The organism is Ruegeria sp. BB1 (assembly GCF_056539465.1).
On the sequence record NZ_JBQFVB010000004.1, the window covers coordinates 280,503 to 303,384 of the forward strand.

At 57.8% G+C, this 22,882-nt stretch carries 26 protein-coding genes; 13 read left to right on the top strand and 13 right to left on the bottom strand.

Going from position 1 to position 22,882, the window contains the following annotated elements:
* The first annotated feature begins 192 nt into the window (after positions 1-192).
* Positions 193-918: a DNA repair protein RecO gene (recO, locus tag ACR0AL_RS12390; protein ID WP_480663231.1), complete on the top strand. Its 726-nt coding sequence runs from the start codon at positions 193-195 to the stop codon at positions 916-918.
* Here the strand turns inward: recO and ACR0AL_RS12395 are convergent.
* From ACR0AL_RS12395 to ACR0AL_RS12405, 3 genes are all read right to left on the bottom strand, one after another.
* The gene (locus ACR0AL_RS12395; protein WP_480637567.1) at positions 902-1,294 is read right to left on the bottom strand and encodes an META domain-containing protein; all 393 of its coding nucleotides are present in this window, start codon (positions 1,292-1,294) and stop codon (positions 902-904) included. The two genes, recO and ACR0AL_RS12395, sit on opposite strands and share 17 nt — an antisense overlap.
* A 41-nt stretch (positions 1,295-1,335) precedes the next feature.
* Positions 1,336-1,890 carry a hypothetical protein gene (locus ACR0AL_RS12400; protein WP_170350380.1) on the bottom strand — a complete coding sequence of 185 codons (555 nt, stop codon included), beginning with the start codon at positions 1,888-1,890 and terminating at the stop codon, positions 1,336-1,338.
* A 159-nt stretch (positions 1,891-2,049) separates the two neighbouring features.
* A complete protein-coding gene (locus ACR0AL_RS12405; protein ID WP_170411310.1) occupies positions 2,050-3,741 on the bottom strand; it encodes an acyl-CoA dehydrogenase family protein in 1,692 nt (563 codons plus the stop codon).
* A 145-nt stretch (positions 3,742-3,886) separates the two neighbouring features.
* Between ACR0AL_RS12405 and ACR0AL_RS12410 the strand changes: the two genes are divergently transcribed.
* Complete coding sequence (locus ACR0AL_RS12410; protein ID WP_480663233.1) at positions 3,887-4,651, top strand: sulfite exporter TauE/SafE family protein; 765 nt, start codon at positions 3,887-3,889, stop codon at positions 4,649-4,651.
* Here ACR0AL_RS12410 and ACR0AL_RS12415 read toward each other — a convergent pair.
* From ACR0AL_RS12415 to ACR0AL_RS12425, 3 genes are all read right to left on the bottom strand, one after another.
* Complete coding sequence (locus tag ACR0AL_RS12415; RefSeq protein ID WP_217356018.1) at positions 4,648-5,112, bottom strand: hypothetical protein; 465 nt, start codon at positions 5,110-5,112, stop codon at positions 4,648-4,650. The two genes, ACR0AL_RS12410 and ACR0AL_RS12415, sit on opposite strands and share 4 nt — an antisense overlap.
* Positions 5,113-5,223: 111 nt before the next feature.
* Positions 5,224-5,514: a hypothetical protein gene (locus ACR0AL_RS12420; protein WP_170350384.1), complete on the bottom strand. Its 291-nt coding sequence runs from the start codon at positions 5,512-5,514 to the stop codon at positions 5,224-5,226.
* A gap of 360 nt (positions 5,515-5,874) precedes the next feature.
* Positions 5,875-7,473, bottom strand: a complete 1,599-nt coding sequence (locus tag ACR0AL_RS12425) for a phosphoenolpyruvate carboxykinase (protein ID WP_170350385.1) — start codon at positions 7,471-7,473, stop codon at positions 5,875-5,877.
* Positions 7,474-7,818: 345 nt separating this feature from the next.
* On the opposite strand from ACR0AL_RS12425, the gene ACR0AL_RS12430 reads away from it, so the two are divergent.
* Genes ACR0AL_RS12430 through ACR0AL_RS12460 form a run of 7 tightly spaced genes read left to right on the top strand, consistent with a single transcriptional unit; the run spans position 7,819 to position 13,242 of the window.
* The gene (locus ACR0AL_RS12430; RefSeq protein ID WP_170350387.1) at positions 7,819-8,523 is read left to right on the top strand and encodes a response regulator transcription factor; all 705 of its coding nucleotides are present in this window, start codon (positions 7,819-7,821) and stop codon (positions 8,521-8,523) included.
* Between the two features lie 32 nt (positions 8,524-8,555).
* The gene (locus ACR0AL_RS12435) at positions 8,556-10,274 is read left to right on the top strand and encodes an ATP-binding protein (RefSeq protein ID WP_170350388.1); all 1,719 of its coding nucleotides are present in this window, start codon (positions 8,556-8,558) and stop codon (positions 10,272-10,274) included.
* A 4-nt stretch (positions 10,275-10,278) separates the two neighbouring features.
* Complete coding sequence (locus ACR0AL_RS12440) at positions 10,279-10,749, top strand: HPr kinase/phosphorylase (RefSeq protein ID WP_170350390.1); 471 nt, start codon at positions 10,279-10,281, stop codon at positions 10,747-10,749.
* Positions 10,734-11,627: an RNase adapter RapZ gene (gene rapZ / locus ACR0AL_RS12445; RefSeq protein ID WP_254428536.1), complete on the top strand. Its 894-nt coding sequence runs from the start codon at positions 10,734-10,736 to the stop codon at positions 11,625-11,627. The genes ACR0AL_RS12440 and rapZ overlap by 16 nt, the downstream gene beginning before the upstream one ends.
* A complete protein-coding gene (locus ACR0AL_RS12450; RefSeq protein WP_170350392.1) occupies positions 11,624-12,031 on the top strand; it encodes a PTS sugar transporter subunit IIA in 408 nt (135 codons plus the stop codon). Before rapZ ends, ACR0AL_RS12450 begins: the two co-directional genes overlap by 4 nt.
* A 2-nt stretch (positions 12,032-12,033) precedes the next feature.
* Positions 12,034-12,303 (top strand): HPr family phosphocarrier protein, encoded by a 270-nt coding sequence (locus tag ACR0AL_RS12455; RefSeq protein WP_170328297.1) that lies wholly within the window; start codon positions 12,034-12,036, stop codon positions 12,301-12,303.
* Between the two features lie 39 nt (positions 12,304-12,342).
* Positions 12,343-13,242 (top strand): lysophospholipid acyltransferase family protein, encoded by a 900-nt coding sequence (locus tag ACR0AL_RS12460; RefSeq protein WP_170350394.1) that lies wholly within the window; start codon positions 12,343-12,345, stop codon positions 13,240-13,242.
* A 57-nt stretch (positions 13,243-13,299) separates the two neighbouring features.
* Here ACR0AL_RS12460 and ACR0AL_RS12465 read toward each other — a convergent pair whose 3' ends face one another.
* Entirely contained in the window at positions 13,300-14,175 is an 876-nt protein-coding gene (locus ACR0AL_RS12465; protein ID WP_480663235.1) for a 3-hydroxybutyryl-CoA dehydrogenase, read from the bottom strand.
* Between the two features lie 163 nt (positions 14,176-14,338).
* Between ACR0AL_RS12465 and ACR0AL_RS12470 the strand changes: the two genes are divergently transcribed.
* Positions 14,339-15,160, top strand: a complete 822-nt coding sequence (locus ACR0AL_RS12470) for a DUF6473 family protein (RefSeq protein ID WP_368040143.1) — start codon at positions 14,339-14,341, stop codon at positions 15,158-15,160.
* Positions 15,161-15,220: 60 nt separating this feature from the next.
* Here the strand turns inward: ACR0AL_RS12470 and ACR0AL_RS12475 are convergent, their stop codons facing one another.
* From ACR0AL_RS12475 to ACR0AL_RS12500, 6 genes are all read right to left on the bottom strand, one after another.
* Positions 15,221-16,150: an electron transfer flavoprotein subunit alpha/FixB family protein gene (locus ACR0AL_RS12475; protein ID WP_170350399.1), complete on the bottom strand. Its 930-nt coding sequence runs from the start codon at positions 16,148-16,150 to the stop codon at positions 15,221-15,223.
* Positions 16,150-16,908, bottom strand: coding sequence for an electron transfer flavoprotein subunit beta/FixA family protein (locus ACR0AL_RS12480; protein WP_170350401.1), 759 nt, complete (start codon positions 16,906-16,908; stop codon positions 16,150-16,152). The genes ACR0AL_RS12475 and ACR0AL_RS12480 overlap by 1 nt, the downstream gene beginning before the upstream one ends.
* A gap of 163 nt (positions 16,909-17,071) precedes the next feature.
* On the bottom strand, positions 17,072-17,644 hold the full coding sequence (locus ACR0AL_RS12485) for a cob(I)yrinic acid a,c-diamide adenosyltransferase (RefSeq protein ID WP_170350403.1): 573 nt from the start codon (positions 17,642-17,644) through the stop codon (positions 17,072-17,074).
* On the bottom strand, positions 17,645-17,848 hold the full coding sequence (locus ACR0AL_RS12490; protein ID WP_170350405.1) for a twin transmembrane helix small protein: 204 nt from the start codon (positions 17,846-17,848) through the stop codon (positions 17,645-17,647).
* 80 nt (positions 17,849-17,928) lie between these two features.
* Positions 17,929-18,756 (bottom strand): SDR family NAD(P)-dependent oxidoreductase, encoded by an 828-nt coding sequence (locus ACR0AL_RS12495; protein ID WP_480663237.1) that lies wholly within the window; start codon positions 18,754-18,756, stop codon positions 17,929-17,931.
* 69 nt (positions 18,757-18,825) lie between these two features.
* Entirely contained in the window at positions 18,826-19,434 is a 609-nt protein-coding gene (locus ACR0AL_RS12500; RefSeq protein ID WP_480663239.1) for an SH3 domain-containing protein, read from the bottom strand.
* 203 nt (positions 19,435-19,637) lie between these two features.
* Between ACR0AL_RS12500 and ACR0AL_RS12505 the strand changes: the two genes are divergently transcribed.
* The 3 genes from ACR0AL_RS12505 to ACR0AL_RS12515 form a co-directional block, all read left to right on the top strand.
* Complete coding sequence (locus ACR0AL_RS12505) at positions 19,638-21,986, top strand: DNA topoisomerase IV subunit A (RefSeq protein ID WP_480663241.1); 2,349 nt, start codon at positions 19,638-19,640, stop codon at positions 21,984-21,986.
* A gap of 98 nt (positions 21,987-22,084) precedes the next feature.
* Positions 22,085-22,678 (top strand): hypothetical protein, encoded by a 594-nt coding sequence (locus tag ACR0AL_RS12510; protein WP_170360073.1) that lies wholly within the window; start codon positions 22,085-22,087, stop codon positions 22,676-22,678.
* Between the two features lie 113 nt (positions 22,679-22,791).
* Positions 22,792-22,882: GTP-binding protein (locus ACR0AL_RS12515; RefSeq protein WP_215675807.1), on the top strand; the 91-nt coding region annotated here is incomplete at its 3' end.

Consider the following 22,882-nt stretch of genomic DNA (forward strand, 5'->3'; position numbering starts at 1 on the left):
GTTCTCGGGGCGTATCCCGTTCAAATCAATCAATGAACCTGCCCCAGCAGCGCGCCGGTGCCGTTGATCATAGCATTTGTCGGAAGGTCTGGGGACTTTTACAGAATTGCAGCGGAACCGGCATATATCTTGCGCATGATCGGTTGTTGCGGTTTTGTGGCCGGGAAAATCTATACCCATCAGGAGCCCACTTTGGATTGGCGTGATCACGGCATCCTTCTGACCTCGCGCCGCCACGGCGAATCGGCGGCGATCATTGAGGTTTTTACCGAAGGCCACGGTCGCCATGCTGGGGTTGTGCGCGGGGGTGCCAGCCGCAAGACCGCGCCGATCCTGCAACCGGGGGCGCAGTTGGACGTTCTGTGGCGCGCGCGACTTGAGGAACATATCGGGACGTTTCAGGTTGAACCCCTGCGATCCCGCGCGGCGGCGGCGTTTTCGGGGCGCTTGGCGCTGGCCGGGTTAAACGCTGTTGTCTCCTTGTTGTCCTTTTGTCTGCCGGAACGAGAGCCGCACCCTGCCGTCTACAATCAGACGGAACAGCTGATGGATTTGCTGGGCCAGGATGAAATTTGGCCGCTGGCTTATCTACGGTGGGAACTGGCCATGTTGGAAGAGCTTGGGTTCGGGCTTGATTTGTCCGTTTGCGCCGTGACGGGCGCACGTGAGGGGCTTGTTTATGTCTCGCCCAAATCCGGTCGGGCGGTCAGCGGCGAAGCGGCAGGGGAATGGGCGGATAAGCTGTTACCTCTGCCGCTTTGCCTGCGCGGAGAAGGCGCTGCGCCGGACGCAGAGATCGCAGCGGGTTTGCAAACGACCGGGTATTTTCTGGAACACCGCGTGGCCCCGTCGCTGGGGCACCACCCGTTGCCAGAGGCGCGGGCACGATTTGTGGATCAGTTTACTCGACGGCTGTAAACACCATCTCGTGCCCGTCTTCATTTCGCAGGATCAATACATCACCAGAGACCTCGGACTGGGTCATGGCCATAAGGGCTGCGAAGTAGAACCCTTCAGCCTCAAGCCCGGCACAGGCGGCGCGGGTCGCAGTGAGGTCTGCAATCTCAAACCACGGATATGGCGCGTTCAGAGTACCGCTGTAGCTGTTGCAAGGGGCATTTCCTGCTATCTTGCCTTCCTCGGGAAAGCGCAACAGGGCGCTGGTCTCAAAGGGTTGTCCATCGATTTCCTGTAATGCCCATGTTTGATCAGCCGCGCCGTAGGCAGCGACGGTTTCGTCTTTGTCGCATTGGAAAAGGGCCAGCAGGGGTAGGGTCAGGATCAGGCGGGTCATGGGATGGTCTTAGCGCAACCTTTGAGCGGACGGAACCGACGTCAGTAGGGGATCTCGCCGCTAATCAATTCTTCCCGGACCTCCAGACGAGGGCGCCAGTTATACTTGGTATCTTCCCGGACCGGCGCCCATGTCAGCGCGCCGCTGGCCCGCCAAGGGTCAAGGATAATCCCGTCATACATCGAATCCCCCTTGGCACTGATCAGAGCCGAGTGGTGGATGATCCGAAACGCGGTCGGCGGGGAAGTCGCCCAGTGCAGGTCCAGCGTGCGGAAATTCTCTTGCTTCAGACGTGTGGTCATGGCTTGGGCCCAATCATTGCACAGCCCAAACTCGCGAAAGCCGTTGATGACCTTGGCGTTGTGGATGATGGCTGAGTCTGTGACGTTCCATTCCTGCTTCAATTGCTGGGAATAAGAGTAGGCAATCGTGGCGGCTTTGTTTGCCTCGGCCGGATCGACCTCGGGGCCAAGGGCCTGGATGGCCATCGCCAAATCGTCAATATCGCTTTGGCCGACAGTCGGTTGCTTGGTCGCGCATCCGCCAAGGACTATTGCTGCTAGAACCGCACACAGTGCGAAAAGTCGTCTGGTCATTCTTCGTGCCATTCTTTCTTGAGCGCAGGATGCTCTAACCAGGTTCGTACTTGAGATCAAAGGGGAAGTTCGCCATCAGCGGATCACAACCTGCCCCGAACAGAAAAAGACCCGGCGCCAGGGCCGGGTCAGTTGGGGAAACGGGAATACCGAAAACCGTCAGCTCAGCAGTCGTCGTGCGATAACCTGAGCCTGAATTTCGGCAGCCCCTTCGAAAATATTCAGAATACGCGCATCGCACAGAACGCGGCTGATCTTGTATTCCAGCGCAAAGCCGTTGCCGCCATGGATTTGCAGACCGTTGTCCGCAGCCGCCCAGGCCACGCGAGCGCCCAGCAGTTTGGCCATACCTGCCTCAAGATCGCAGCGCTGGCCGTGATCCTTTTCCCAGGCCGAGAAATAGGTCAGCTGCCGCGCGATCATGATCTCAACCGCCATCATCGCCAGCTTGCCCGAGACACGGGGGAAGTTGATCAGCGATTTGCCGAATTGCTTGCGGTCCTGCGCGTATTGCATGGCGATATCCAGCGCACTTTGTGCCACGCCGATGGCGCGGGCGGCGGTCTGGATACGGGCCGACTCGAAGGTTTCCATCAGCTGTTTGAAGCCTTTGCCCTCTTCGCCACCCAGAAGGTTTTCACCTTTAACATGGAAACCGTCAAAACCCAGCTCATATTCTTTCATGCCGCGATAGCCCAGCACTTCGATCTCGCCACCGGTCATGCCGGGGGTGGGGAAGGGGTTCTCGTCCGTGCCGGGTGTTTTTTCAGCCAGGAACATGGACAGGCCGCGGTGATCGGTAGTGTCCGGATTGGTCCGCGCCAGCAGGGTCATCACATGGGTTCGGGCTGCGTGAGTAATCCAGGTCTTGTTGCCGGTGATCTGGTAATCGCCGTTCTCATCCTTGACGGCGCGTGTACGCAGGCTGCCAAGGTCGGATCCGGTGTTCGGTTCGGTGAACACAGCGGTGGGCAGGATCTCGGCGCTGGCCAGTTTCGGCAACCAGTTGGCCTTTTGCTCGTCGGTGCCGCCTGCGATGATCAGTTCGGCCGCGATCTCGGACCGGGTGCCCAGCGAGCCGACGCCGATGTAACCGCGCGACAGTTCCTCGGACACCACGCACATCGAGGCTTTGGACAAGCCGAAGCCGCCGAATTCCTCGGGGATGGTCAGGCCGAAGACGCCCATTTCGGCCAGTTCTTCGATGATTTCGATCGGGATCAGCTCGTCCTTGAGGTGCCAGTCATGGGCGTTCGGTTCGACCTTTTCCTGTGCATAGCGGCGGAATTGGTCGCGGATCATTTCCAGTTCTTCATCCAGACCCGAGGCGCCGAACATGGTGGAACCGGCCTGATCACCCATCAGACCAACCAGTTGTGTGCGGGCGGCCTGTGTGTTGGCCTGAGCCATCAGCGTCTGGACTTCGGTGCATTGGAAACCGGACAGGGCGTCCCAGCCAAGGCCCATATCTTGCAGACGCACGACCTCTCCCTGGTTCATCGGGATGCCACCTGCGACCTGATGCAGGTACTCACCAAAGGCGATCTGATGCAACAGCTGTTCCATTTCGCCAAATTTGCCATCTGCATCCAGGGCTTCGGCCCAGCGTTGCATCTGTTGTAGTGATTGGTTGTACGTCGCCAGCCACGAAAGGCCGTGGGCGGCGGTTTGATTGGCTTCAATCAACGCGCCAGAGACCCGGCCGTCAGCGGTGACTATCCCGCGGACCGACTCGCGGGCGCGTTCAAAAACTGCTTCAACGGCAGGCAGGGCCGCGCGGGTCAGCGTCAGAAGGTCGGGCAAAATCGCGGATGTCGTCATCTGGGTCATATCCTGTCCGTCATGGGCCATGAATCACGTCCTTCTTTAGAGTCGTCTGGTCATACCATGCTGCACGTGCAGCGCAACAAAAATACGAATTAAGCAGTGAAAAAGTTCGAAAATTGCTTTGCCGATTTTGCGATGCAGCGCGCGCCAAGAGTGTTATCACGGGCGCATGACATTGTTTTCCTTACTCAGTCCGCATGACTTGATGCTGGCCGCCGCCCTTGCTTTTGTTGCGGGGTGGGTCAAAGGCATGGTTGGATTTGCCATGCCGATGGTTCTGGTGTCGGGGCTGAGTATGTTCTTGCCGCCCGATCTGGCGATCGCCGGGTTGATCCTACCAACGCTGGTAACCAACGTGTTTCAGGCCCTGCGCGAGGGGGTGCCCGCCGCCGTGTCCGCGATCAAGCAGTTCCGTACCTTCTTGATGGTAGGTTTTGTGTTCCTGCTGTTGGGGGCCCAGGTTGTCAGCGCCGTGCCCGCGTCCACGTTTCTGTTGATGATTGGCCTTCCGGTTACGGTTTTCGCGCTGTTTCAAGTGCTGGGAATGCAGTTGACCCTGAGCAAACCATCGGCACGTGTCGAGGTGGGCATAGGCGCGATTGCCGGGTTTATCGGAGGGATGTCCGGCATCTGGGGGCCGCCAACCGTCGCCTATCTGACTGCACTGAACACACCGAAGGCAGTGCAGATGCGCGTGCAAGGCGTGATATACGGACTGGGATCAGTGGCATTGTTGCTGGCGCATATAGCGTCGGGCATTTTGCGAGTCGAGACGGCACCTTTCTCGGTTGCTTTGATCCTGCCGGCACTGTTTGGTATGTGGGCGGGCTTGCAGTTGCAATCACGAATCGATCAGGCGTTGTTTCGAAAGGTAACGTTGCTGGTTTTGCTGGTCGCAGGGGTGAATCTGCTTCGTCGTGCGCTAATCGGTTAGTGGCGCCTGTCCGCAAGCCGAAAGGCAAAATATAGCCCCAGCATCAGGAAAAACAGGCCTGAGATATCACCGATCAGAAAGGCGACATATTCGACGCGCGCGCTGCCAAAAGCCAGATTGGTCAACCCCGAGACAAGGAAAGAGGTGACGATCCCAACCCCCATGACGCATGACCAGCAAGGTTTGCGATCAGCGTGGGGAAACAGATCCCAACCTGCCCACTTAAATAGATAGAACACCGCAGGAACGGTGGTGACGGCAATGAACATCGCCATCAGTCGGCTTGGCAGAAACACGTCGCTGCCGCCGAGAACGGCAAAAACCAGGAAAACGCCAGGCAACAAGGCGAATATCGCCCGCCATCCTAACAGCCACGCCGATAGAACCCGCACCCCGTGCGGAAGAAACAAAAGACTGGCCCGACTAGGGTATTCCGGAAAAAACACGTTCTGAAGCGGCATCAGGACCTCAAAAGTGAGGTACGATGCGGCGACATAAGCCGATGAGGCAAAGAGCGTGTCAGTAGCCCACCTGCGCACGTTGATCAGCCACCTGTACGCAGGAAGAAGGCATTACTTGGGTGCATGAACGATATACCGGCCCCGGTTGGCGGTACCGCTTTGCGACAGATACCCTTTCTGTACCAACGATTTCAGCGCACGAAAGAATGTCGGGCGCGAGACGCTTTGAACCAGCGTGTGTTCAATCAAGCCGAATGTGCGCACTTCGTCATCGGATTTGGACAGCTCTTCGGCGGCGTAATAAATGTCACGCTCAACCGGAGACAGCTGTTCCAGGCCCAGCGTCCGTTCCATGCTCTGCATCAGTTTACGCAGTTCGGTCAGTTTTGAGATTTCTGTCATATTCTACCTGTCGCTCTTCGTGTCGATGCCGCTGCTCGGCGGCAAAATGCGATATACCGATTTCTTAAACAATATCAGTAAGTCTCATATTGACACTCATCCCCTTTAGCTTACACTAGTCACGTTTTCAGGTTGCTCATCGTGCTGATGTGAGAGTTCGCCCGAGCCACCCAAAGGTCTTTTTACTTTCCGCCCGGTGCGTAAGCGCCGGGCTTATTCATTTCAATAGCGTCGAAATTACCTCAGGCAGGCATGCCGGGCAACGCATTTGTACGTGAAGTCTGCATTATGCAACTTTAGAGAGAGTATTTTCGCGATACCCTCAAAGGAAAAAGGGGGCGTCAGCGCCCCCTTGTCCAATTACCCGATTGCAACGGCTTTGATGTCGTCGTCGATGAACGGCAGGTACTGCTCAAAGTTCTCGGCGAACATCTTCACCAGTTTCTCGGCCTGTTTGTCGAATGCCGCCTGATCGTCCCAAGTGCGGCGCGGGTCCAGCAGAACCTCGGCTACGCCGGGTACGGTCACCGGCACGTCAAAGCCGAAATTTGCGTCCTTGCGGAATTCGGCATCACGCAGCGAACCGTCCAGTGCCGCAGTCAGCAGCGCACGGGTGGCTCTGATCGGCATCCGCGAGCCAACGCCGTAGGCACCGCCGGTCCAGCCGGTATTCACCAGCCAGCAGGTCGCGCCGTGCTGAGCGATTTTTTCACGCAGCAGGTTGCCGTAAACTTCCGGACGGCGCGGCATGAACGGCGCGCCGAAACAAGTCGAGAAGGTCGGCTGGGGTTCGGTGACGCCACGCTCGGTTCCGGCCACTTTGGATGTGAAGCCCGACAGGAAGTGGTACATCGCCTGTGCCGGGGTCAGTCGCGCGATCGGAGGCAGAACGCCGAACGCATCGCAGGTCAGCATGATGATGTTCTTAGGGTGACCACCCAGTGCGCTGCTGGACGCATTCGAGATATACTCGAGCGGATAAGCGCAGCGCATGTTTGCGGTCAGCGAGTCGTCATCGAAATCCAGTTCCTTGGTTTCGGGGTCGAAAACCATGTTTTCGATGACCGTGCCGAATTTGCTGGTTGTCGCATAGATTTCCGGCTCGGCCTCGGCATTCAGATTGATGGTCTTGGCATAGCAGCCGCCTTCGAAGTTGAAGGTGCCGCGATCCGACCAGCCATGCTCGTCGTCACCGATCAACGTACGCGACGGGTCGGCCGACAGGGTAGTCTTACCCGTGCCGGACAAGCCAAAGAAAACAGCGGTGTCGACTGGATTGCCAACCGCGTGGTTGGCCGAGCAATGCATCGGCATCACACCTTTTTCCGGCAGCATGTAGTTCAACAGGGTGAATACGGACTTTTTGTTTTCACCTGCGTATTCCGTGCCGCCGATCAGGATCAGCTTGCGATCGAAGTTCAGTGCAATCACCGTCTCAGACTGGCAGCCGTGCTTTTTCGGGTCGGCCTGGAAGCTGGGGCAGTTGATGATGGTGAAATCCGCGATGAATTCATCCAAATCCTCGCGATCCGGACGGCGCAACAGGTGGCGGATGAACAGGTTGTGCCAGGCCAGCTCGGTGACCATCCGAACGTTGATCGAATAGGCTGGGTCTGCTCCGCCAACGAGGTCCTGCACGAAATAATCCCGGCCCTTCATGTGAGCCAGCATATCATCATAAAGCGCATCAAAGCCTTTGGGGCTCATCTCGGCGTTGTTTTCCCACCAGATAGAGTCAAGGACGCTTTCAGTTTTGACAACATGTTTGTCCTTGGGTGAGCGACCGGTAAACTTGCCGGTAGTGACCAGAAATGCCCCGCCGTTGCCAAGTGTACCCTCGCCACGCTTCAATGCCTCTTCAATCAGCGCCGGTTCCATGAAGTTGTAATAGACATTGCCCAATCCCTCGATGCCCTGATCTTCGAGGCGGAATTGCGGGTTAACCCGTCCAGATGTCATGTGTGTCTTCTCCTGTGGCGGCGCATTGGCGATTGGCCTGGATGCGCTCTTGGGGCATTTGCCGGAAAAACCCGGCGGTCAAGCGCCTCTTATCACGGTCGTTTAGGGCATGAACAGGACGGTTTGGCGCAGTTAGCGCCACCAAGCTCAAGTTTAGCGCCACCAAGAATTTCCTGATGGAAATCTGGGCAGTATTTTGCGGGCTGCAAGGCATTTTTGCCGCATAGCTGCCGCAAGAATGGCATGATTCGCAGTTACGGATTGATTCGGCGCGTCAAAACCGCCAACAATGACTTACAAAAAAGCGTATTATTGCGTAGGTGAGCAGGAATAGGGGTGAACCCGATGTCAAAGATTGCACTGGTGGACGACGACAGAAACATTCTGACGTCCGTGTCCATGACGCTCGAAGCTGAAGGATTCGAAGTCGAAACCTATAATGATGGGCAGGCGGCTCTGGATGCTTTCAACAAGAAACTGCCCGATATGGCCGTGCTGGATATAAAGATGCCGCGTATGGACGGTATGGATCTGTTGCAACGGCTGCGACAGAAAACCCAGATGCCGGTGATCTTTCTGACCTCTAAAGATGATGAAATCGATGAGGTTTTGGGCCTGCGCATGGGCGCGGACGACTATGTAAAAAAGCCCTTTTCCCAACGTTTGCTGGTCGAGCGCATCCGCGCATTGCTGCGTCGGCAAGAGGCGACGGCGGGTGATGCGACCAACGCCAATACCGGCGAAACCAAGGTGATGGAACGTGGCGAACTGCGGATGGACCCGTTGCGCCATGCGGTCAGTTGGAAGGGTGCGGATGTCTCGTTGACGGTGACCGAGTTCTTGCTGCTTCAGGCGTTGGCGCAGCGACCGGGCTTTGTCAAAAGCCGTGATCAGCTGATGGATGTTGCATATGATGACCAAGTCTATGTCGACGACCGGACCATCGATAGCCACATCAAGCGCCTGCGCAAGAAAATGCGCACCGCAGACCCTGAGTTTTCGGCCATCGAAACGCTGTATGGTATCGGATACAGGTACAACGAAGAATAAGTGTGGCCACTGAGAAGGGGTAACCGGGTCTCGTGCGCGATACGGAACAAGCAAACGAGTTGCGCGACGGTGACGTCGTTCTGGGGGATGATTGGGTCATCCCACAAGACCCGGATTCGGCTGAACTCCGGGCTTCGCGCCGACGTCGCAACATGTTCTCGCTGCGCGGGTCGCCCCTTGCGCGTCGGATTATTACCTTCAATCTGATTGCCCTTGTGATCCTGGTCACCGGGTTGCTGTATCTCGACGATTCTCGCGAAGAGCAGGTCCAGCAGACTGCGCGCAACCTGATCGGGGACGCGCAGCTAGTCAGCAATGTGTTCGAAGCCCAGCTGCGTCAAAACCAATCCGGAACCGCACAGGATACGGCGGCGTTGGACGTTAAGGATACGCTGGCGGGGCTTAGCCTGCCTGACGGCGGCGAGGTCTTTGTCTATGACATGGATGGAACGCTGATCGGCTGGACGCGCGGGGTTTCGACCTCAACGCAGACCTATGCATTGCTGAAAACCGAAGCCGAAGTGCAGACCGGAAGTACCCTGATCAGTGACGCACTGAACGCTGTGTGGACCGGGCTGTCCCGGGTGTTCACCCGTTCCGACCCCGACGAAGCACCAACGCTGGCGCAGCGCGTGCAGGAAATCATTCCATTGTCGATTCAGGGGCAGAAGCAGATTGAGGCGGTAAAGGATGACGCTGGTCAGACGGTCATCGTTGCCGCGGCTCCGATCCTGCAAAGCGGCGAGCCGGTGGGCGCCGTCGCAATGGCTGGTCCTGCTGGACAGATTGACGCGCTGGCCCGGCGCGCGCAGGAACGCATTTTGCAGATGTTTGTTGTGGCATTGCTGGTGTCCATCGGTCTCAGCCTTGTTTTGGCCTCGACCATCGCCAACCCGTTGGCCGATCTGGCCGCTGCGGCCGAGATGGGCAAAGATCGCGGTGCCGGGGTAAATCCCGGCCGTATCCGCATCCCGGACCTCAGTGCGCGGCCGGATGAAATCGGACGCCTCAGCCGCGCCCTGCGTGGGATGGTAACAGCGCTGTATAATCGTATCGATGCGAATGAACAGTTTGCCGCCGATGTGGCGCATGAGATCAAGAACCCGTTGGCCAGCCTGCAATCCGCGGTGGGAACCCTGCGCGTGGTCAAACGCGACGACCAACGCGACAAGTTGTTGGGCGTGATCGAACATGATGTGCGGCGGCTGGATCGTCTGGTCAGCGATATTTCGAACGCATCGCGTCTGGATGCCGAACTGGTCAAAGAAGAGGAACAACCCTTTGATCTGCTGAAATTGCTGGGCAATATCGGTCAATATCTGGGCGAAGAGGCCCGTACCAAAGGCATCGACTATATCACTGACCTGCCGTCTCAGCCGATTATCGTGAACGGGCTCGAAGCGCGACTGGCGCAGGTATTCGTCAACCTGATCACCAATGCGATTTCTTTCTGCGAAGACAGCGATGCCATTCGCGTCTGGGTGCGGCGTCGCGAAAACCGGGTATTGATCGTGGTCGAGGATACCGGCCCGGGCATCCCGGAACAGGCGCTGACCAAAATCTTCAAACGGTTCTATTCACAGCGTCCCGACGAGCATTTCGGCAATAACTCGGGCCTTGGGCTGGCGATCTCGAAACAGATTGTCGAGGCCCATGGCGGCGTGATTTGGGCCGAGAACATCCGCCCAACCGAGGCAGATATTACATCAGACCCACAAGGCGCGCGCTTTGTCGTGGGGCTGCCTGTATAAGCGCATGAGCGGCAAAACCCTCTTGGACATCCAACATCAAGACAAGGCCATCCTCCATGCGACATGTGTTGCCGTCGACGGGCAAGGCGCATTGATTCTGGGGCAGTCGGGTTCGGGCAAATCGGCGCTGGCCTTGCAGATGATGGCGCATGGCGCAACTTTGGTGGCTGACGACCGAGTTGCCCTGTCGATGGTGGGCGATACGGCTATGGCTGATACTGCTCCAAACCTACGTGGATTGATCGAGGCACGGGGCATTGGTTTGCTTCGGGCGCACACGGCGGGGACAACGCCGATCCGCTATGTGGTGGATCTTGATCAAAACGAATCCGCCCGCTTGCCCGATCCCGATAAGACCCTAGTTCTAAAGCAATCCGTTCCCTTGCTACGGGCGGCAGGCGTCCCCAATTTGGCGGCAGCACTCATGCAACTTTTGAAAATGGGACGCGTGGACCCGGAATGGCCCAGCACATGACTTCGCAACGGCGCATCGTTCTGGTAACCGGCCCCTCGGGCGCCGGGCGCTCGACGGCGATTCGCGTTCTTGAAGATCTGGGTTTTGAAGCCATCGATAACCTGCCGATGGGTCTTTTGATGCGCCTGCTGGACGGTCCGCAAAGCGATCGTCCTATGGCGCTGGGCATCGACGCACGCAACCGCGATTTCTCGACCATCGGGTTTATTGAGCTGGCGGTCCGGCTGCGGCGGATGGAGCAGGTAGACTTGACTACCCTCTATCTGGATTGCAGCGACGAGGTATTGCTGCGGCGTTTCTCGGAAACCCGGCGTAGGCACCCTGTGGCCACAGATGCCAGCCCGGAAACCGGTGTGCGGCAGGAAAAAGAACTGTTGGCTCCGATCCGCGAAATCGCCGACACATTGATCGACTCCAGCCCGCTGAACGTCCACCAATTACGCGAAGAGGTCGAACGCTGGTTCGCTCCCAAAGGCGGACGGCATCTGGCTGTTTCGATTGAATCTTTCTCGTACAAGCGCGGTTTGCCGCGCGGGTTGGATATGGTGTTTGACTGTCGGTTTCTGGACAATCCGTACTGGCGCCCTGACTTGCGGGCGAAAGATGGTCGAAACCCCGATGTCGCGCGCTATGTACAATCGGACACGAACTACGCACCTTTTTTCGACCGGGTGGTGGATCTGCTAAAACTCTTGTTGCCGACCTTCCGTGCCGAAGGCAAAGCACACCTGTCCGTGGCCTTTGGGTGTACCGGAGGGCAACACAGATCGGTGGCCATGGCCGAAGCGGTTGCAAAGGCCCTTGCAGAGGAGGGGCAGCAAGTGGCAATTAGGCACCGCGAAATAGAACGTCGATCGTTGAATGTGAGGCCGGATTGATCGGGATCGTACTCGTAGCACATGGTGGGTTGGCCAAAGAGTATCTGGCCGCCATGCAACATGTGGTCGGAAAGCAGCCCGGCCTAGTCGCGATTTCGATCGAGGCTGACCACGACCGTGCCGCAAAACAGGCTGAAATCTGTGCGGCTGCTGACAGCGTCGATGTCGGGGATGGGGTTGTTGTTGTAACTGATCTGTTCGGGGGCAGCCCGTCGAACCTGAGCTTGCGGGCCTGCGCGCCACAGGATCGCCGTATCCTTTACGGTGCAAATCTGCCTATGTTGATCAAACTGGCCAAAACCCGCCACCTGCCCATAGCAGATTCAGTACGGCAGGCGATGGAGGCTGGACGCAAATATATCAATGCGCAAAACATTACATTAGAAGAAGACCGGACAGATTAAGAATGACCAATCGAAGCCTGAAAATCATTAATGAAAAAGGTTTGCATGCCCGCGCCTCGGCCAAGTTGGTTGAGGTGGTCGAGGGCTTTGACGCACAGGCCGAAGTATCCAAAGACGGATTTTCTGCATCCGGCGATAGTATAATGGGCCTTTTGATGTTGGCAGCCTCGCGCGGAACGACTATTGACGTCGAGACGTCCGGACCGGATGCTGAGGCGTTGGCTGATGCCTTGGAAACCCTGGTGAACGACAAGTTCGGGGAAGGTTTCTGATTTCATCCGCCGCGCAACGAAGAACGGGAAGACCTGGAATTGGCGGAAACAACGCACGAGACGAAGACCGGCCCAGTGGTGGATGGGACCACAGATCAGGGTGAGATCTACGATCGTAGAACCCTGACCTATGCGAATTCGTTCGATGATGTCTGGACGTCGACGGCCATTCGCGCCATCGAATGGTGTACTGGCAAGCTGACCATTCTGCGTATGGTCAACAAGTTCGAAAAGAAGAACGAATATTATCGCGGCCAACGGTTCTGGGGTGGTGCGCTCAAGACGATGGGCATCGACCTGACCACCCCTCAGGAACAAATCGCCCGTATACCTAAAGAAGGTCCCGTTGTTGTGGTGGCGAACCACCCCCACGGTATGGTTGACGGGATGATCTTGGCTGAACTCATTGGCCAGGTGCGCAGCGATTACCGCATCCTGACCCGTTCTGTTCTGACGGGGCTGGACGAAGCCGCGACATCGTTCATGATCCCAGTGCCATTTCCCCATGACCCCGAGGCGCAAACCAAGATGCTGGAAATGCGCAGCAAGTCGATGGACCACCTGAAAGAAGGTGGTGTCGTTGCCTTGTTCCCGTCAGGTGTGGTGATGTCCTCGGACGACTGGTTCGGCCCGGCGCAAGAGCGGGAGTGGAACGTGTTCACTGCCAAGATGATCCGCCGGTCCGGTGCCAAAGTGGTTCCGATCTTCTTTCCGGGCAGAAACTCTCGCGCCTATCAGATTGCCAACAAGCTGTCCCCGATCCTGCGACAAGGCCTTCTGCTGCATGAGATCGTGCGGTCGTGCAACAAACCGCAATCACCGGTTATCGGCGATCCGATCTCGGACGAGGACATGCAATTGCTGGAACGCGACCCGCGTGGCTTCATGGCTTGGCTCAGAAAACGCACAATGTCGCTGGCCGAAACGCAAAAAAACTGATCCGTTTCTTCATCGGGCCAAAATACCTCGGGGGTGAGGGGGCTGGCCCCCTCTGCCTTAGCGGGTCGGAATCGGAACCTCGCCCCGATAGTCATAAAACCCACGTTCGGTTTTTCGGCCCAGCCATCCGGCTTCGACATATTTGGTCAGCAACGGGCAGGGGCGGTATTTTGTGTCGGCTAATCCTTCGTGCAGCACATTCATGATAGCCAAACAGGTGTCCAAACCAATGAAATCGGCCAATTCCAACGGCCCCATCGGGTGATTGGCGCCCAATTTCATGGATTGGTCGATGGATTGCACATTGCCCACGCCTTCGTACAAGGTATAGACCGCCTCGTTGATCATCGGCATCAGAATGCGGTTCACGATGAAGGCGGGGAAATCCTCGGCGCTGGCGGCGGTTTTACCCAGACGATCCACCACGGATTTGCAAGTGTTGAAGGTCTCTTCGTCCGTGGCGATCCCGCGAATCAATTCGACCAGCTGCATCACTGGCACCGGGTTCATAAAGTGAAACCCCATAAACCGTTCAGGCCGGTCTGTACGACTGGCCAGGCGGGTGATTGAAATTGACGACGTGTTCGACGTCAGAATCGTGTGCGGTTGCAGGTGCGGCTGCAAATCCTCGAAGATCGCCTGCTTGATTGATTCTCGCTCGGTGGCGGCCTCGATCACCAGGTCCGTTTGCCCCAATTCCGGCAATGCCAGTGTCGTCCTTACGCGTTTAAGGGCGGCTTGCATCGCCTCATCGGTAATTTTCCCGCGCGAGGCTTGACGCGCCATGTTGCCTTCGATTGCGGCGACGGCAGCTTCCAGTGCATCCTGGTTCACGTCATTCAGCAGAACGTCATATTCCGCAAGGGCCAGGACGTGGGCGATACCATTGCCCATCTGGCCTGCGCCAATCACTCCGACTGATTTTACGTCCATGTTCTGATGCCTCTGTGTCTCGGGATTGAAGGGACAGTACCGGCAGATCGGTAGGGGCGGCAAGGGGATCGGACCCATCGAATTTGTCTAAATTGCGCGCATTAGGAATTTATCAAGACATGCGGCTGCAAGATGGCAACCGGGTGAAAAATGGGTGAGTGTTGTGAGCTATCATCAAACAGGCTCGGCAGGTGCCGGGCACTCCGTATGCCAATACGGTCAATCACGTCTTTGGTTTCGGGGACCAGAGAGGTCTTTGGACACGGCCTATATGACCTGTGTCGGCGGGGATGAGACCTATGGGCGATTTGTTGACCGTCCTTATGCAGCGATTCTAGAGGACAGGCTGGACCGGCGCTGTCTGAATTTGGGCAGCCTGTATTGCGGGGTCGAGGCGCTGTGCGGCGATGCAGGCCTGTTCACGCTGTTGAATGGGGCCGAACTGTGTGTGTTACAGGCGCCCGGGGTTCTGAGCCAGTCAAACCACTTTTACCGTGTCCATCCCCGGCGCAACGACCGGGTTTTGGCACAAACTCAGGATCTGATCGACCTCTACCCCGAGGTTGACTTTACCGATGTCCATTTTGTGGGCCACTTGATGCGGCGTTTGCAAGACTGTCAGGATGCCCGCTTTGAGGTTGTGGCAGAAGAGCTGCGTCGCAACTGGGTTCGGCAAATCAGCGATCTGCTGCAAAGGTTGAAGGTACCGGTCCTGCTGCTGGCGCTGAAGGTGCTGCCGCAAAAAAATGATGAACGTCAGGAAGAGAGGGCACCAATCACAGTCACTCCTGAAATGCTAAAGGCCGTGCGGCCTTTCTGCGCCGATTGTGTCGAAGGCACGGCTTATGTGTCCGGGCAATCTGATGAGCTTGAGGATATGTTGTTCGGTACATTACAACAGCCGATGGCCGAGCACATGATTGGCCCGGCGGCACATCGGTCAATCGCGGAGGCATTGGTCGGACCCATTCGGAACCTGCAATGAAAAAGGCCCGCCACGTGGCGGGCCTTGCTAGATTTTTCGGCGAAAAATCTTTTCCTGCTATCAGCCAAGCTTTTCGGTCAGTTCTGGCACGGCCTGGAACAGGTCGGCAACCAGTCCGAAGTCTGCGACCTGGAAGATCGGTGCTTCTTCGTCCTTGTTGATCGCGACGATGACCTTGCTGTCCTTCATACCGGCCAGGTGCTGGATCGCACCCGAGATACCGACGGCGACATACAGGTCCGGGGCAACAACCTTACCGGTCTGCCCAATCTGCCAGTCGTTCGGCGCATAGCCCGAATCGACCGCCGCGCGCGAGGCACCAACCGCCGCGCCCAACTTGTCGGCCAGACCTTCGATCAGTTTGAAATCGTCTTCCGAGCCGACACCACGTCCGCCCGAGACAACGACCCCAGCCGAAGTCAGTTCCGGCCGGTCGCTTTCGGCGACCTTGTCCTCGACCCAGGACGACAGGCCTTCGGAGCCCGGAACCGAAACGGTCTCGACCGCGGCCGATCCGCCTTCGCCCGCCGCGTCAAAGCTGGCGGTCCGCAGAGTGACAACCTTTTTGGCGTCGTTCGATTTCACAGTCTGGATGGCGTTGCCCGCATAGATCGGGCGCTCGAAGGTCGAGCCGTCGACCACACCCGACGCGTCCGAGATCACCATCACGTCCAGCAGCGCGGCAACTCGCGGCATCACGTTCTTGGCGTCGGTGGTGGCAGGGGCAACGATGTGCTCATACCCGTCGGCCAGCGACACGATCAGTGCGGCGGTCGATTCCGCCAGGCGGTGGCCCAGCGAGTCGTCTTCGGCAACCAGAACCTTGGACACACCGTCGATCTTGGCAGCGGCTTCTCCAGCAGCAGCGGCGGAACCGCCAGCGGCCAGAACGGTAATGTCGCCCAGAGCCTTGGCGGCATTGACGGCCTTGGCGGTGGCGTCCAGCGCCAGCTCGCCATTGTTAACCTCGGCAAGAAGAAGAACAGCCATTACACAGCCCCCGCATCTTTGAGTTTCGTAACCAGCTCATCAACCGAGCCAACAATGATGCCCGCAGCACGCGCCGGCGGCTCTTCGGTCTTGACGATCTCAAGGCGCGGGGAAACGTCTACGCCGTAATCGGCAGCGGTCTTCTCCTCCAGCGGCTTCTTCTTCGCCTTCATGATGTTGGGCAGCGACGCATAGCGCGGCTCGTTCAGGCGCAGATCAACGGTCACGATGGTCGGCATCTTGACGCTGATGGTCTGCAGGCCGCCGTCCACCTCGCGGGTGATCTTGGCGGCGTCGCCTTCGATGTCCAGCTCGGACGCGAAGGTGCCTTGCGACCAACCCAGCAGGGCCGACAGCATCTGGCCGGTGGCGTTCATGTCATTATCGATCGCCTGCTTGCCGCACAGCACGATGCCCGGCTGCTCTTCTTCGACCACCTTGGCCAGGATCTTGGCGACGGCCAGCGGCTCGATGTCTTGATGCACGTCATCGGCGGCCACAACCAGAATGGCGCGGTCGGCGCCCATGGCCAGCGCGGTCCGCAGGGTTTCTTGCGCCTGCTTGACGCCAATCGAAACGGCTACAACCTCTTCCGCCTTGCCGGCTTCTTTCAGGCGGATCGCCTCTTCCACCGCAATCTCGTCGAACGGGTTCATCGACATTTTGACATTGGCGAGATCAACTCCGCTACCGTCCGCTTTCACGCGAACCTTCACATTGTAGTCAATCACGCGTTTGACAGGCACGAGTACCTTCATTTTAGCGCTTGCTCCTCACAAAAAACGGTAAGCCGCGTTGCGACTCCACCAATGCTCTCGGACGACTGAATAACGTCTGAATTCGCCCTGCAACAGAGCAAAATCGTCACGTCATGGGTTTGGGACGTCGCGTTTCGTGCTTTTTGACGTTATGGTCCGCGACTTAGCGGTTCGCCCCCGGAACCCAAAGCACATCGCGCGTGCCGTTTTCATTGGCGCAACGTGCGGCGACGAAGAACCAGTCGCTGAGACGGTTGAGGTATTTCACCGCAACCGTGTTCACCGGTTCCATATTGGTCAGCTCTACCGCCAGCCGTTCGGCCCGGCGTGAAACAGTGCGGCACACGTGAAGATGTGCCGCCAGACGCGAACCACCCGGCAGAATGAAGCTGCGCAGCGGCTCCAATGCTTCGTTCATGGCGTCGATTTCCGCTTCCAACCGGTCGATCTGGGCTGGCACGACGCGCAGCGGGGGATAGTCGGCCTCGGCATCCTTTTCCATGTCGGGACGGCAGAAATCGGCGCCCAAGTCGAACAAATCGTTCTGGATACGGGACAGGGCGGCTTCGACATCGCCCTCGGCTTCGGTGCGGGCCACGCCAACAAATGCGTTCAACTCGTCAACAGTGCCATAGGCAGCAACACGGCCGGAATACTTTGCAACGCGCTCACCATTACCCAGAGCGGTTTTGCCGTCATCGCCAGTGCGAGTGTAAATCTTGTTGAGAACGACCATCTATTGGGCTCCTTGTCCACGCAACCAGACGTAAAGCACGATCAGCACTACGGCAATGAACTGAAACAGGATGCGCAGGCGCATCATCTTGTTGCTTTTCATCGCGGCCTCTTTACCGCTTTTGCCAAAGTTTGAGATGCCAATCGCCAGCACGACGACAACAGCCGCCATGGCCAACAGCAAAACGACCATCATTAGGTCCATGGGTACACCGTCCGCGTTTTTTGTTTCCTTGGGCTATCATCTAGCCCCGTAGGTGTGAAAAGCGAACGGGTAATATTGCCTCAGACGTCCGACAGAATGCGATCAATCGTGCGGGTCGGCAGAAAGCGGCGCAGGTATCCGGCGATGTAAGTCGGCGTCGTCACATAGTATCGCGCGCGTGGCCGTTTTGATTCGACCGCATGGGCCAGCTTGTCGGTTACCGCCGACGCGGGTAGTTCGAACCGATCCGGCCCCGAGGATTCGTACAGTCTTTTCAACAACGAAGATTCGTACCGCTCTCGCAGGGGCGAGTTCTGCCAGTTGATGAATTTTTCAAAGAAGGGGATCGAGTTTTCGCGGATTTTCGAGGTGATCGGGCCGGGCTCGATCAGGATAACCTTGATGTCGGTATCTGCCAGTTCCAGGCGCAGCGTGTCCGTCAGACCTTCGACCGCGTATTTTGTGGCCACATAGGCGCCGCGCCAGGGATAGGCAACCAGGCCCAGCACGGATGAGTTCTGAACGATTCGCCCATGTCCTTGCGCCCGCATGGCTGGAATCACCTGCCGGGTCAGCTCGTGCCAGCCAAAGAAATTGGCCTCGAAAATTGCGCGCAAGCCATCCGTCGGCAAATCCTCGACCGCACCGGGCAGGCCATGCGCGCCATTGTTGAACAACGCATCCAGCGTGCCACCCGTCGCCTCAAACACCGAAGCCAGCCCCGCGGTGATGCTGTCGGCGTCGGTGTAATCAATATGCGGGCTTTCAAACCCTTGAGCCCGCAGCCGGTCGCAATCTCGCTGCTGACGGCAGGAGGCAAACACCCGCCAACCTCGGGCGCGCATGCCGTGCGCCGCATCTAGTCCAATGCCCGAGGAGCAGCCGGTGATAAGAATGGTATTTTGCATGGTCTTCCTGAATCTGAACCTGATCTATAGCTATGGCGAGGTTCAGGTCAGGACAATGACACGGCTGCGTCAGTTCGCGATTTTTCGCACCAGCGAGGCCGAAATCCATCCGACCTGTTGCTGAGGCAACACGCGCAGGCGCAGCCAGCCGGTTCCGGATTCGCTTAGTACTTCGACCTTCTGACCGATGGTGGCCTTGCCGACAATCGGATAGATCGTACCCGGCCCGTCGCGCATGTTCACGCGGGTTCCCGAAATCTCGCGAATGTCTTTTTCGGGCTCGGGGATGGCGGGTGTTTCGGCCACATCTTCCTGCACGTCATCCGTGATCTGGCGCAGCCCGGCGACACCGTCCTCAAGCGAAGCAAGCGTGATGTTGGCGTCTTGATCCGCGAAAACCGTAATGGTTGAGAAAGATCCCAGCGTGGCATCATCGGCCACAAATTCGACCACCTCTTCCACGGCAGGCTTGGGTTGCACACGTGTAGTTGGCGCACGAACTGCGACATTGGTCACAAGCTCTTCGGCCCGGGCAGGAGCAATGGTTTGCGTCGGGGCGGTTGCAATACGAGCGGGTTGCTCGGCACGCAGGCCACGCGGTTCGAAATCCGGCCCGCCGCTCATTACGTAAAAGCACCAACCAAGTGCAGCGAAAGTAAAAACAATAAGGCGCGTCATGGCGCATCCCCCAGGGTCAATCGTAAGATACAAGAAATAGGCAGCAGTCTAATCCAGTCAGCGTACCATATTTCAGGGTCCAAGTCGAAAGACGGGGGAAATCGGGGGGTTGCCTCCCCCTGTTGCAAAAAGCGCCACTTGTCCCCAGTAAAATGCGTGTTGCTCGCTTTACCAGCGCGCGGTTGCGGCGTATCACATCATGTATGACCGATACGATCGACGACCCCAACATGGAGGCCCCCGACAACGGGGGCGAGATAGCCGAACCGCTACGCCGCGCGATTGGCGAACGCTATCTGACCTATGCTTTGTCCACCATCATGCACCGGGCGCTGCCTGATGCGCGCGACGGGCTGAAGCCGGTTCACCGGCGAATCCTCTATGCGATGCGCGAGTTGCGACTCAGTGCGACGGGTGGTTTCCGGAAGTCTGCGAAGATTTCCGGCGACGTGATGGGCAACTATCACCCGCACGGCGACGCCGCGATTTACGATGCGATGGCGCGTCTGGCGCAGGACTTCAACGTCCGTTACCCGCTGGTCGACGGGCAGGGGAACTTCGGCAATATCGATGGTGATAATCCGGCGGCCTCGCGATACACCGAGGCACGGATGACCATCGTCGCCGAGGCGCTGCTTGAGGGTCTGAACGAGGACGCCGTCGATTTCCGCGATAACTATGACGGCACGCTGACCGAACCGGTCGTGCTGCCCGCGCAGTTTCCGAACCTGCTGGCCAATGGCTCCAGCGGCATCGCGGTCGGTATGGCGACAAACATTCCGCCGCATAACATCGCCGAGCTGTGTGACGCCTGCCTGCATTTGATCAAAACACCAGACGCGCGTGACGACACCCTGCTGAACTATGTGCCCGGCCCCGATTTCCCGACCGGTGGCGTCATTGTCGAGCCGCCCGAGAATATCGCGCAGGCCTATCGCACCGGGCGCGGGTCCTTCCGTCTGCGCTGTAAGTTCGAGGTTGAGGATCTGGGCCGTGGCCAGTGGCAAATCGTGGTCACCGAGATCCCCTATCAGGTTCAGAAATCCAAGCTGATCGAAAAGATCGCCGAGCTGATCCAAACTAAGAAAATCCCGATCTTGGCCGATGTTCGCGACGAATCCGCCGACGACATCCGCCTGATCCTTGAACCGCGTTCCAAGAACGTGGACCCCGAGGTGTTGATGGGAATGCTCTATCGCAACTCGGATCTTGAGGTGCGCTTCAGCCTGAACATGAACGTGCTGATCGACGGGGTCACGCCCAAGGTCTGTTCGATGAAGGAAGTGCTGCGCGCCTTCCTGGATCACCGGCAAGAGGTGTTGCTGCGTCGCTCGCGTCACCGGATGGCGAAGATCGACCATCGGTTGGAAGTGCTGGAAGGCTTTATCGTTGCCTTCCTGAACCTCGACCGTGTGATCGACATTATCCGCTACGACGACGACCCCAAAGCGGCGCTGATGCGCGAGGACTGGGGGATCGATCATGTCCGTGCCACAAGTGAGGCCGACTATGTCTCACCCAAACCGGGTGAGGGCGAGCTGTCCGAGGTTCAGGTTGACGCGATCCTCAACATGCGCCTGCGGAGCTTGCGCCGTCTGGAAGAGATGGAACTGGTGCGCGAGCGCGACGCGTTGATGATGGAGCGCGCCAATCTCGAGGACTTGCTGGCCGATCCGGCCTTGCAATGGGCCAAGATCGCCGAGCAGTTGAGAGAGACCAGAAAGACCTTTGGCAAAGACTACGAAGGCGGCGCGCGCCGTACCCAGTTTGCCGAAGCCGGACAGGTTGAAGAGGTTCCCCTTGAGGCGATGATCGATAAGGAACCGATCACGGTCGTCTGCTCTCAGATGGGCTGGATTCGCGCGATGACCGGGCATATCGACCTGAAGCGAGAGCTGAAGTTCAAGGACGGCGACGGCCCGCGTTTCATCTTCCACGCGGAAACGACGGACCGGCTGCTGGTGTTTGCCTCGAACGGGCGATTTTACACGGTCAGCGCCGCCAACCTGCCCGGCGGGCGGGGCATGGGCGAGCCGCTGCGTCTGATGGTCGATCTACCGAACGAGGCGCAGATCATCGACATCCTGATCCATAAACCCGGGCGCAAGCTGCTTGTGGCCTCGGATGCGGGTAACGGGTTCATGGTGCCCGAGGATGAGGTGCTGGCCCAGACCCGCAACGGTAAACAGGTGCTGAACGTCAAAGGCGAAGAAACCGCAATGATCTGTAAGCCCATCGATGGCGATCACGTGGCGGTGGTGTCTCAGAACGGTAAATTCCTGGTCTTCCCAACCGAAGAATTGCCCGAGATGACCCGCGGCAAAGGTGTGCGTCTGCAGAAATACAACATGGCGCGTGGACGGCAGGGCACACTTGAGCTGGATGGCGGCTTGTCCGACCTGACCACCTTCAATTGGGAAGAGGGTCTCAAGTGGTCGATGGGTGGGGATAAAACCCGGCACGAGCCGGATATGTCCCAATGGCTCGCCAAGCGCGCTAGTGTTGGGAAAAAGCCACCCTATGGTTTCCCGCGTGACTATAAATTCTCGTGAATATGCGCTGGACGCAGGTAGAATTTCGCTGATACGGCTTGGCACAGGCCGTATCGGTGCGCTAGACCAAAGAAAAACAGGCCTATCGAGATGAACCTATGCTGCGCATTCTGACTTTGATCACCGGATTGGCCCTTATGGGCGCCTGCACGCAAACGCAGCTTTATGAAGAGCCGGAATCGCTGGGCGAATTCAAGTTGCGGGTCAATTATGCCTTTGCTGACAAGGCGGTGCAGGGGCCGGTCAGCCGCGATGCCACACCGGATGAATGGACCGCTGCTATTCAGAACGCTGTTGATATCCGGCTGGGTCGCTATGAAGGCGTGCAGGAATACGACATCGGTATCAGCCTCGAAGGCTATATGCTTGCGCCTCCGGGTATCCCGGTCATCTACAATCCGAAAAGCACGGCCATTGTCCTGGTCAACGTCTATGACGTGAACAAAAAAGAGTTCCTTGCCAAGGGCAAGCAGTTCCAGGTTCTCGAGGACACGACCGGCGGCAGTGCTTTGAAGGGCTCTGGCCACGAACGGACTAAAGAAGAGCAGATGAGCGGGCTTGCACTGAAGGTCGCGGACCGAGTCGAGGAATGGTTGGCCGAGGAACATAAAGACAATGGCTGGTTTGATCGTCGTCCAGACCTGATCCAACCGCTCGAATCCGGTGTTGTTACGCAAAATCCGGCATCTTAACCTGCTTTTCACGCAGGATGTGCTTGATTTTCCCCTTTGAACCAAATATCTCGCGCGCGCAGATGTAACCACGGGACCAAGGGTCCCCCAAATCGCAAAAGGGCGCCTGAGGAATGGCAAAGGAAAAGTTTGAGCGTACAAAACCGCACGTCAACATCGGCACGATTGGGCACGTTGACCACGGTAAAACCACGCTGACCGCAG

Excerpts from the sequence above, each read along its gene's own strand:
- ACR0AL_RS12410 (WP_480663233.1), top strand. The coding sequence starts at position 3,887 with ATGACATTGTTTTCCTTACTCAGTCCGCATGACTTGATGCTGGCCGCC.
- ACR0AL_RS12480 (WP_170350401.1), bottom strand. The coding sequence starts at position 16,908 with ATGAAGGTACTCGTGCCTGTCAAACGCGTGATTGACTACAATGTGAAG.
- ACR0AL_RS12510 (WP_170360073.1), top strand. The coding sequence starts at position 22,085 with ATGCTGCGCATTCTGACTTTGATCACCGGATTGGCCCTTATGGGCGCC.
- ACR0AL_RS12405 (WP_170411310.1), bottom strand. The coding sequence starts at position 3,741 with ATGGCCCATGACGGACAGGATATGACCCAGATGACGACATCCGCGATT.
- ACR0AL_RS12485 (WP_170350403.1), bottom strand. The coding sequence starts at position 17,644 with ATGGTCGTTCTCAACAAGATTTACACTCGCACTGGCGATGACGGCAAA.
- ACR0AL_RS12430 (WP_170350387.1), top strand. The coding sequence starts at position 7,819 with ATGTCAAAGATTGCACTGGTGGACGACGACAGAAACATTCTGACGTCC.
- ACR0AL_RS12465 (WP_480663235.1), bottom strand. The coding sequence starts at position 14,175 with ATGGACGTAAAATCAGTCGGAGTGATTGGCGCAGGCCAGATGGGCAAT.
- ACR0AL_RS12490 (WP_170350405.1), bottom strand. The coding sequence starts at position 17,848 with ATGGACCTAATGATGGTCGTTTTGCTGTTGGCCATGGCGGCTGTTGTC.
- ACR0AL_RS12455 (WP_170328297.1), top strand. The coding sequence starts at position 12,034 with ATGACCAATCGAAGCCTGAAAATCATTAATGAAAAAGGTTTGCATGCC.
- ACR0AL_RS12420 (WP_170350384.1), bottom strand. The coding sequence starts at position 5,514 with ATGACAGAAATCTCAAAACTGACCGAACTGCGTAAACTGATGCAGAGC.
- rapZ (WP_254428536.1), top strand. The coding sequence starts at position 10,734 with ATGGCCCAGCACATGACTTCGCAACGGCGCATCGTTCTGGTAACCGGC.
- ACR0AL_RS12400 (WP_170350380.1), bottom strand. The coding sequence starts at position 1,890 with ATGACCAGACGACTTTTCGCACTGTGTGCGGTTCTAGCAGCAATAGTC.
- ACR0AL_RS12440 (WP_170350390.1), top strand. The coding sequence starts at position 10,279 with ATGAGCGGCAAAACCCTCTTGGACATCCAACATCAAGACAAGGCCATC.
- ACR0AL_RS12500 (WP_480663239.1), bottom strand. The coding sequence starts at position 19,434 with ATGACGCGCCTTATTGTTTTTACTTTCGCTGCACTTGGTTGGTGCTTT.
- ACR0AL_RS12395 (WP_480637567.1), bottom strand. The coding sequence starts at position 1,294 with ATGACCCGCCTGATCCTGACCCTACCCCTGCTGGCCCTTTTCCAATGC.
- ACR0AL_RS12505 (WP_480663241.1), top strand. The coding sequence starts at position 19,638 with ATGACCGATACGATCGACGACCCCAACATGGAGGCCCCCGACAACGGG.
- ACR0AL_RS12475 (WP_170350399.1), bottom strand. The coding sequence starts at position 16,150 with ATGGCTGTTCTTCTTCTTGCCGAGGTTAACAATGGCGAGCTGGCGCTG.
- ACR0AL_RS12425 (WP_170350385.1), bottom strand. The coding sequence starts at position 7,473 with ATGACATCTGGACGGGTTAACCCGCAATTCCGCCTCGAAGATCAGGGC.
- ACR0AL_RS12415 (WP_217356018.1), bottom strand. The coding sequence starts at position 5,112 with ATGCCGCTTCAGAACGTGTTTTTTCCGGAATACCCTAGTCGGGCCAGT.
- ACR0AL_RS12495 (WP_480663237.1), bottom strand. The coding sequence starts at position 18,756 with ATGCAAAATACCATTCTTATCACCGGCTGCTCCTCGGGCATTGGACTA.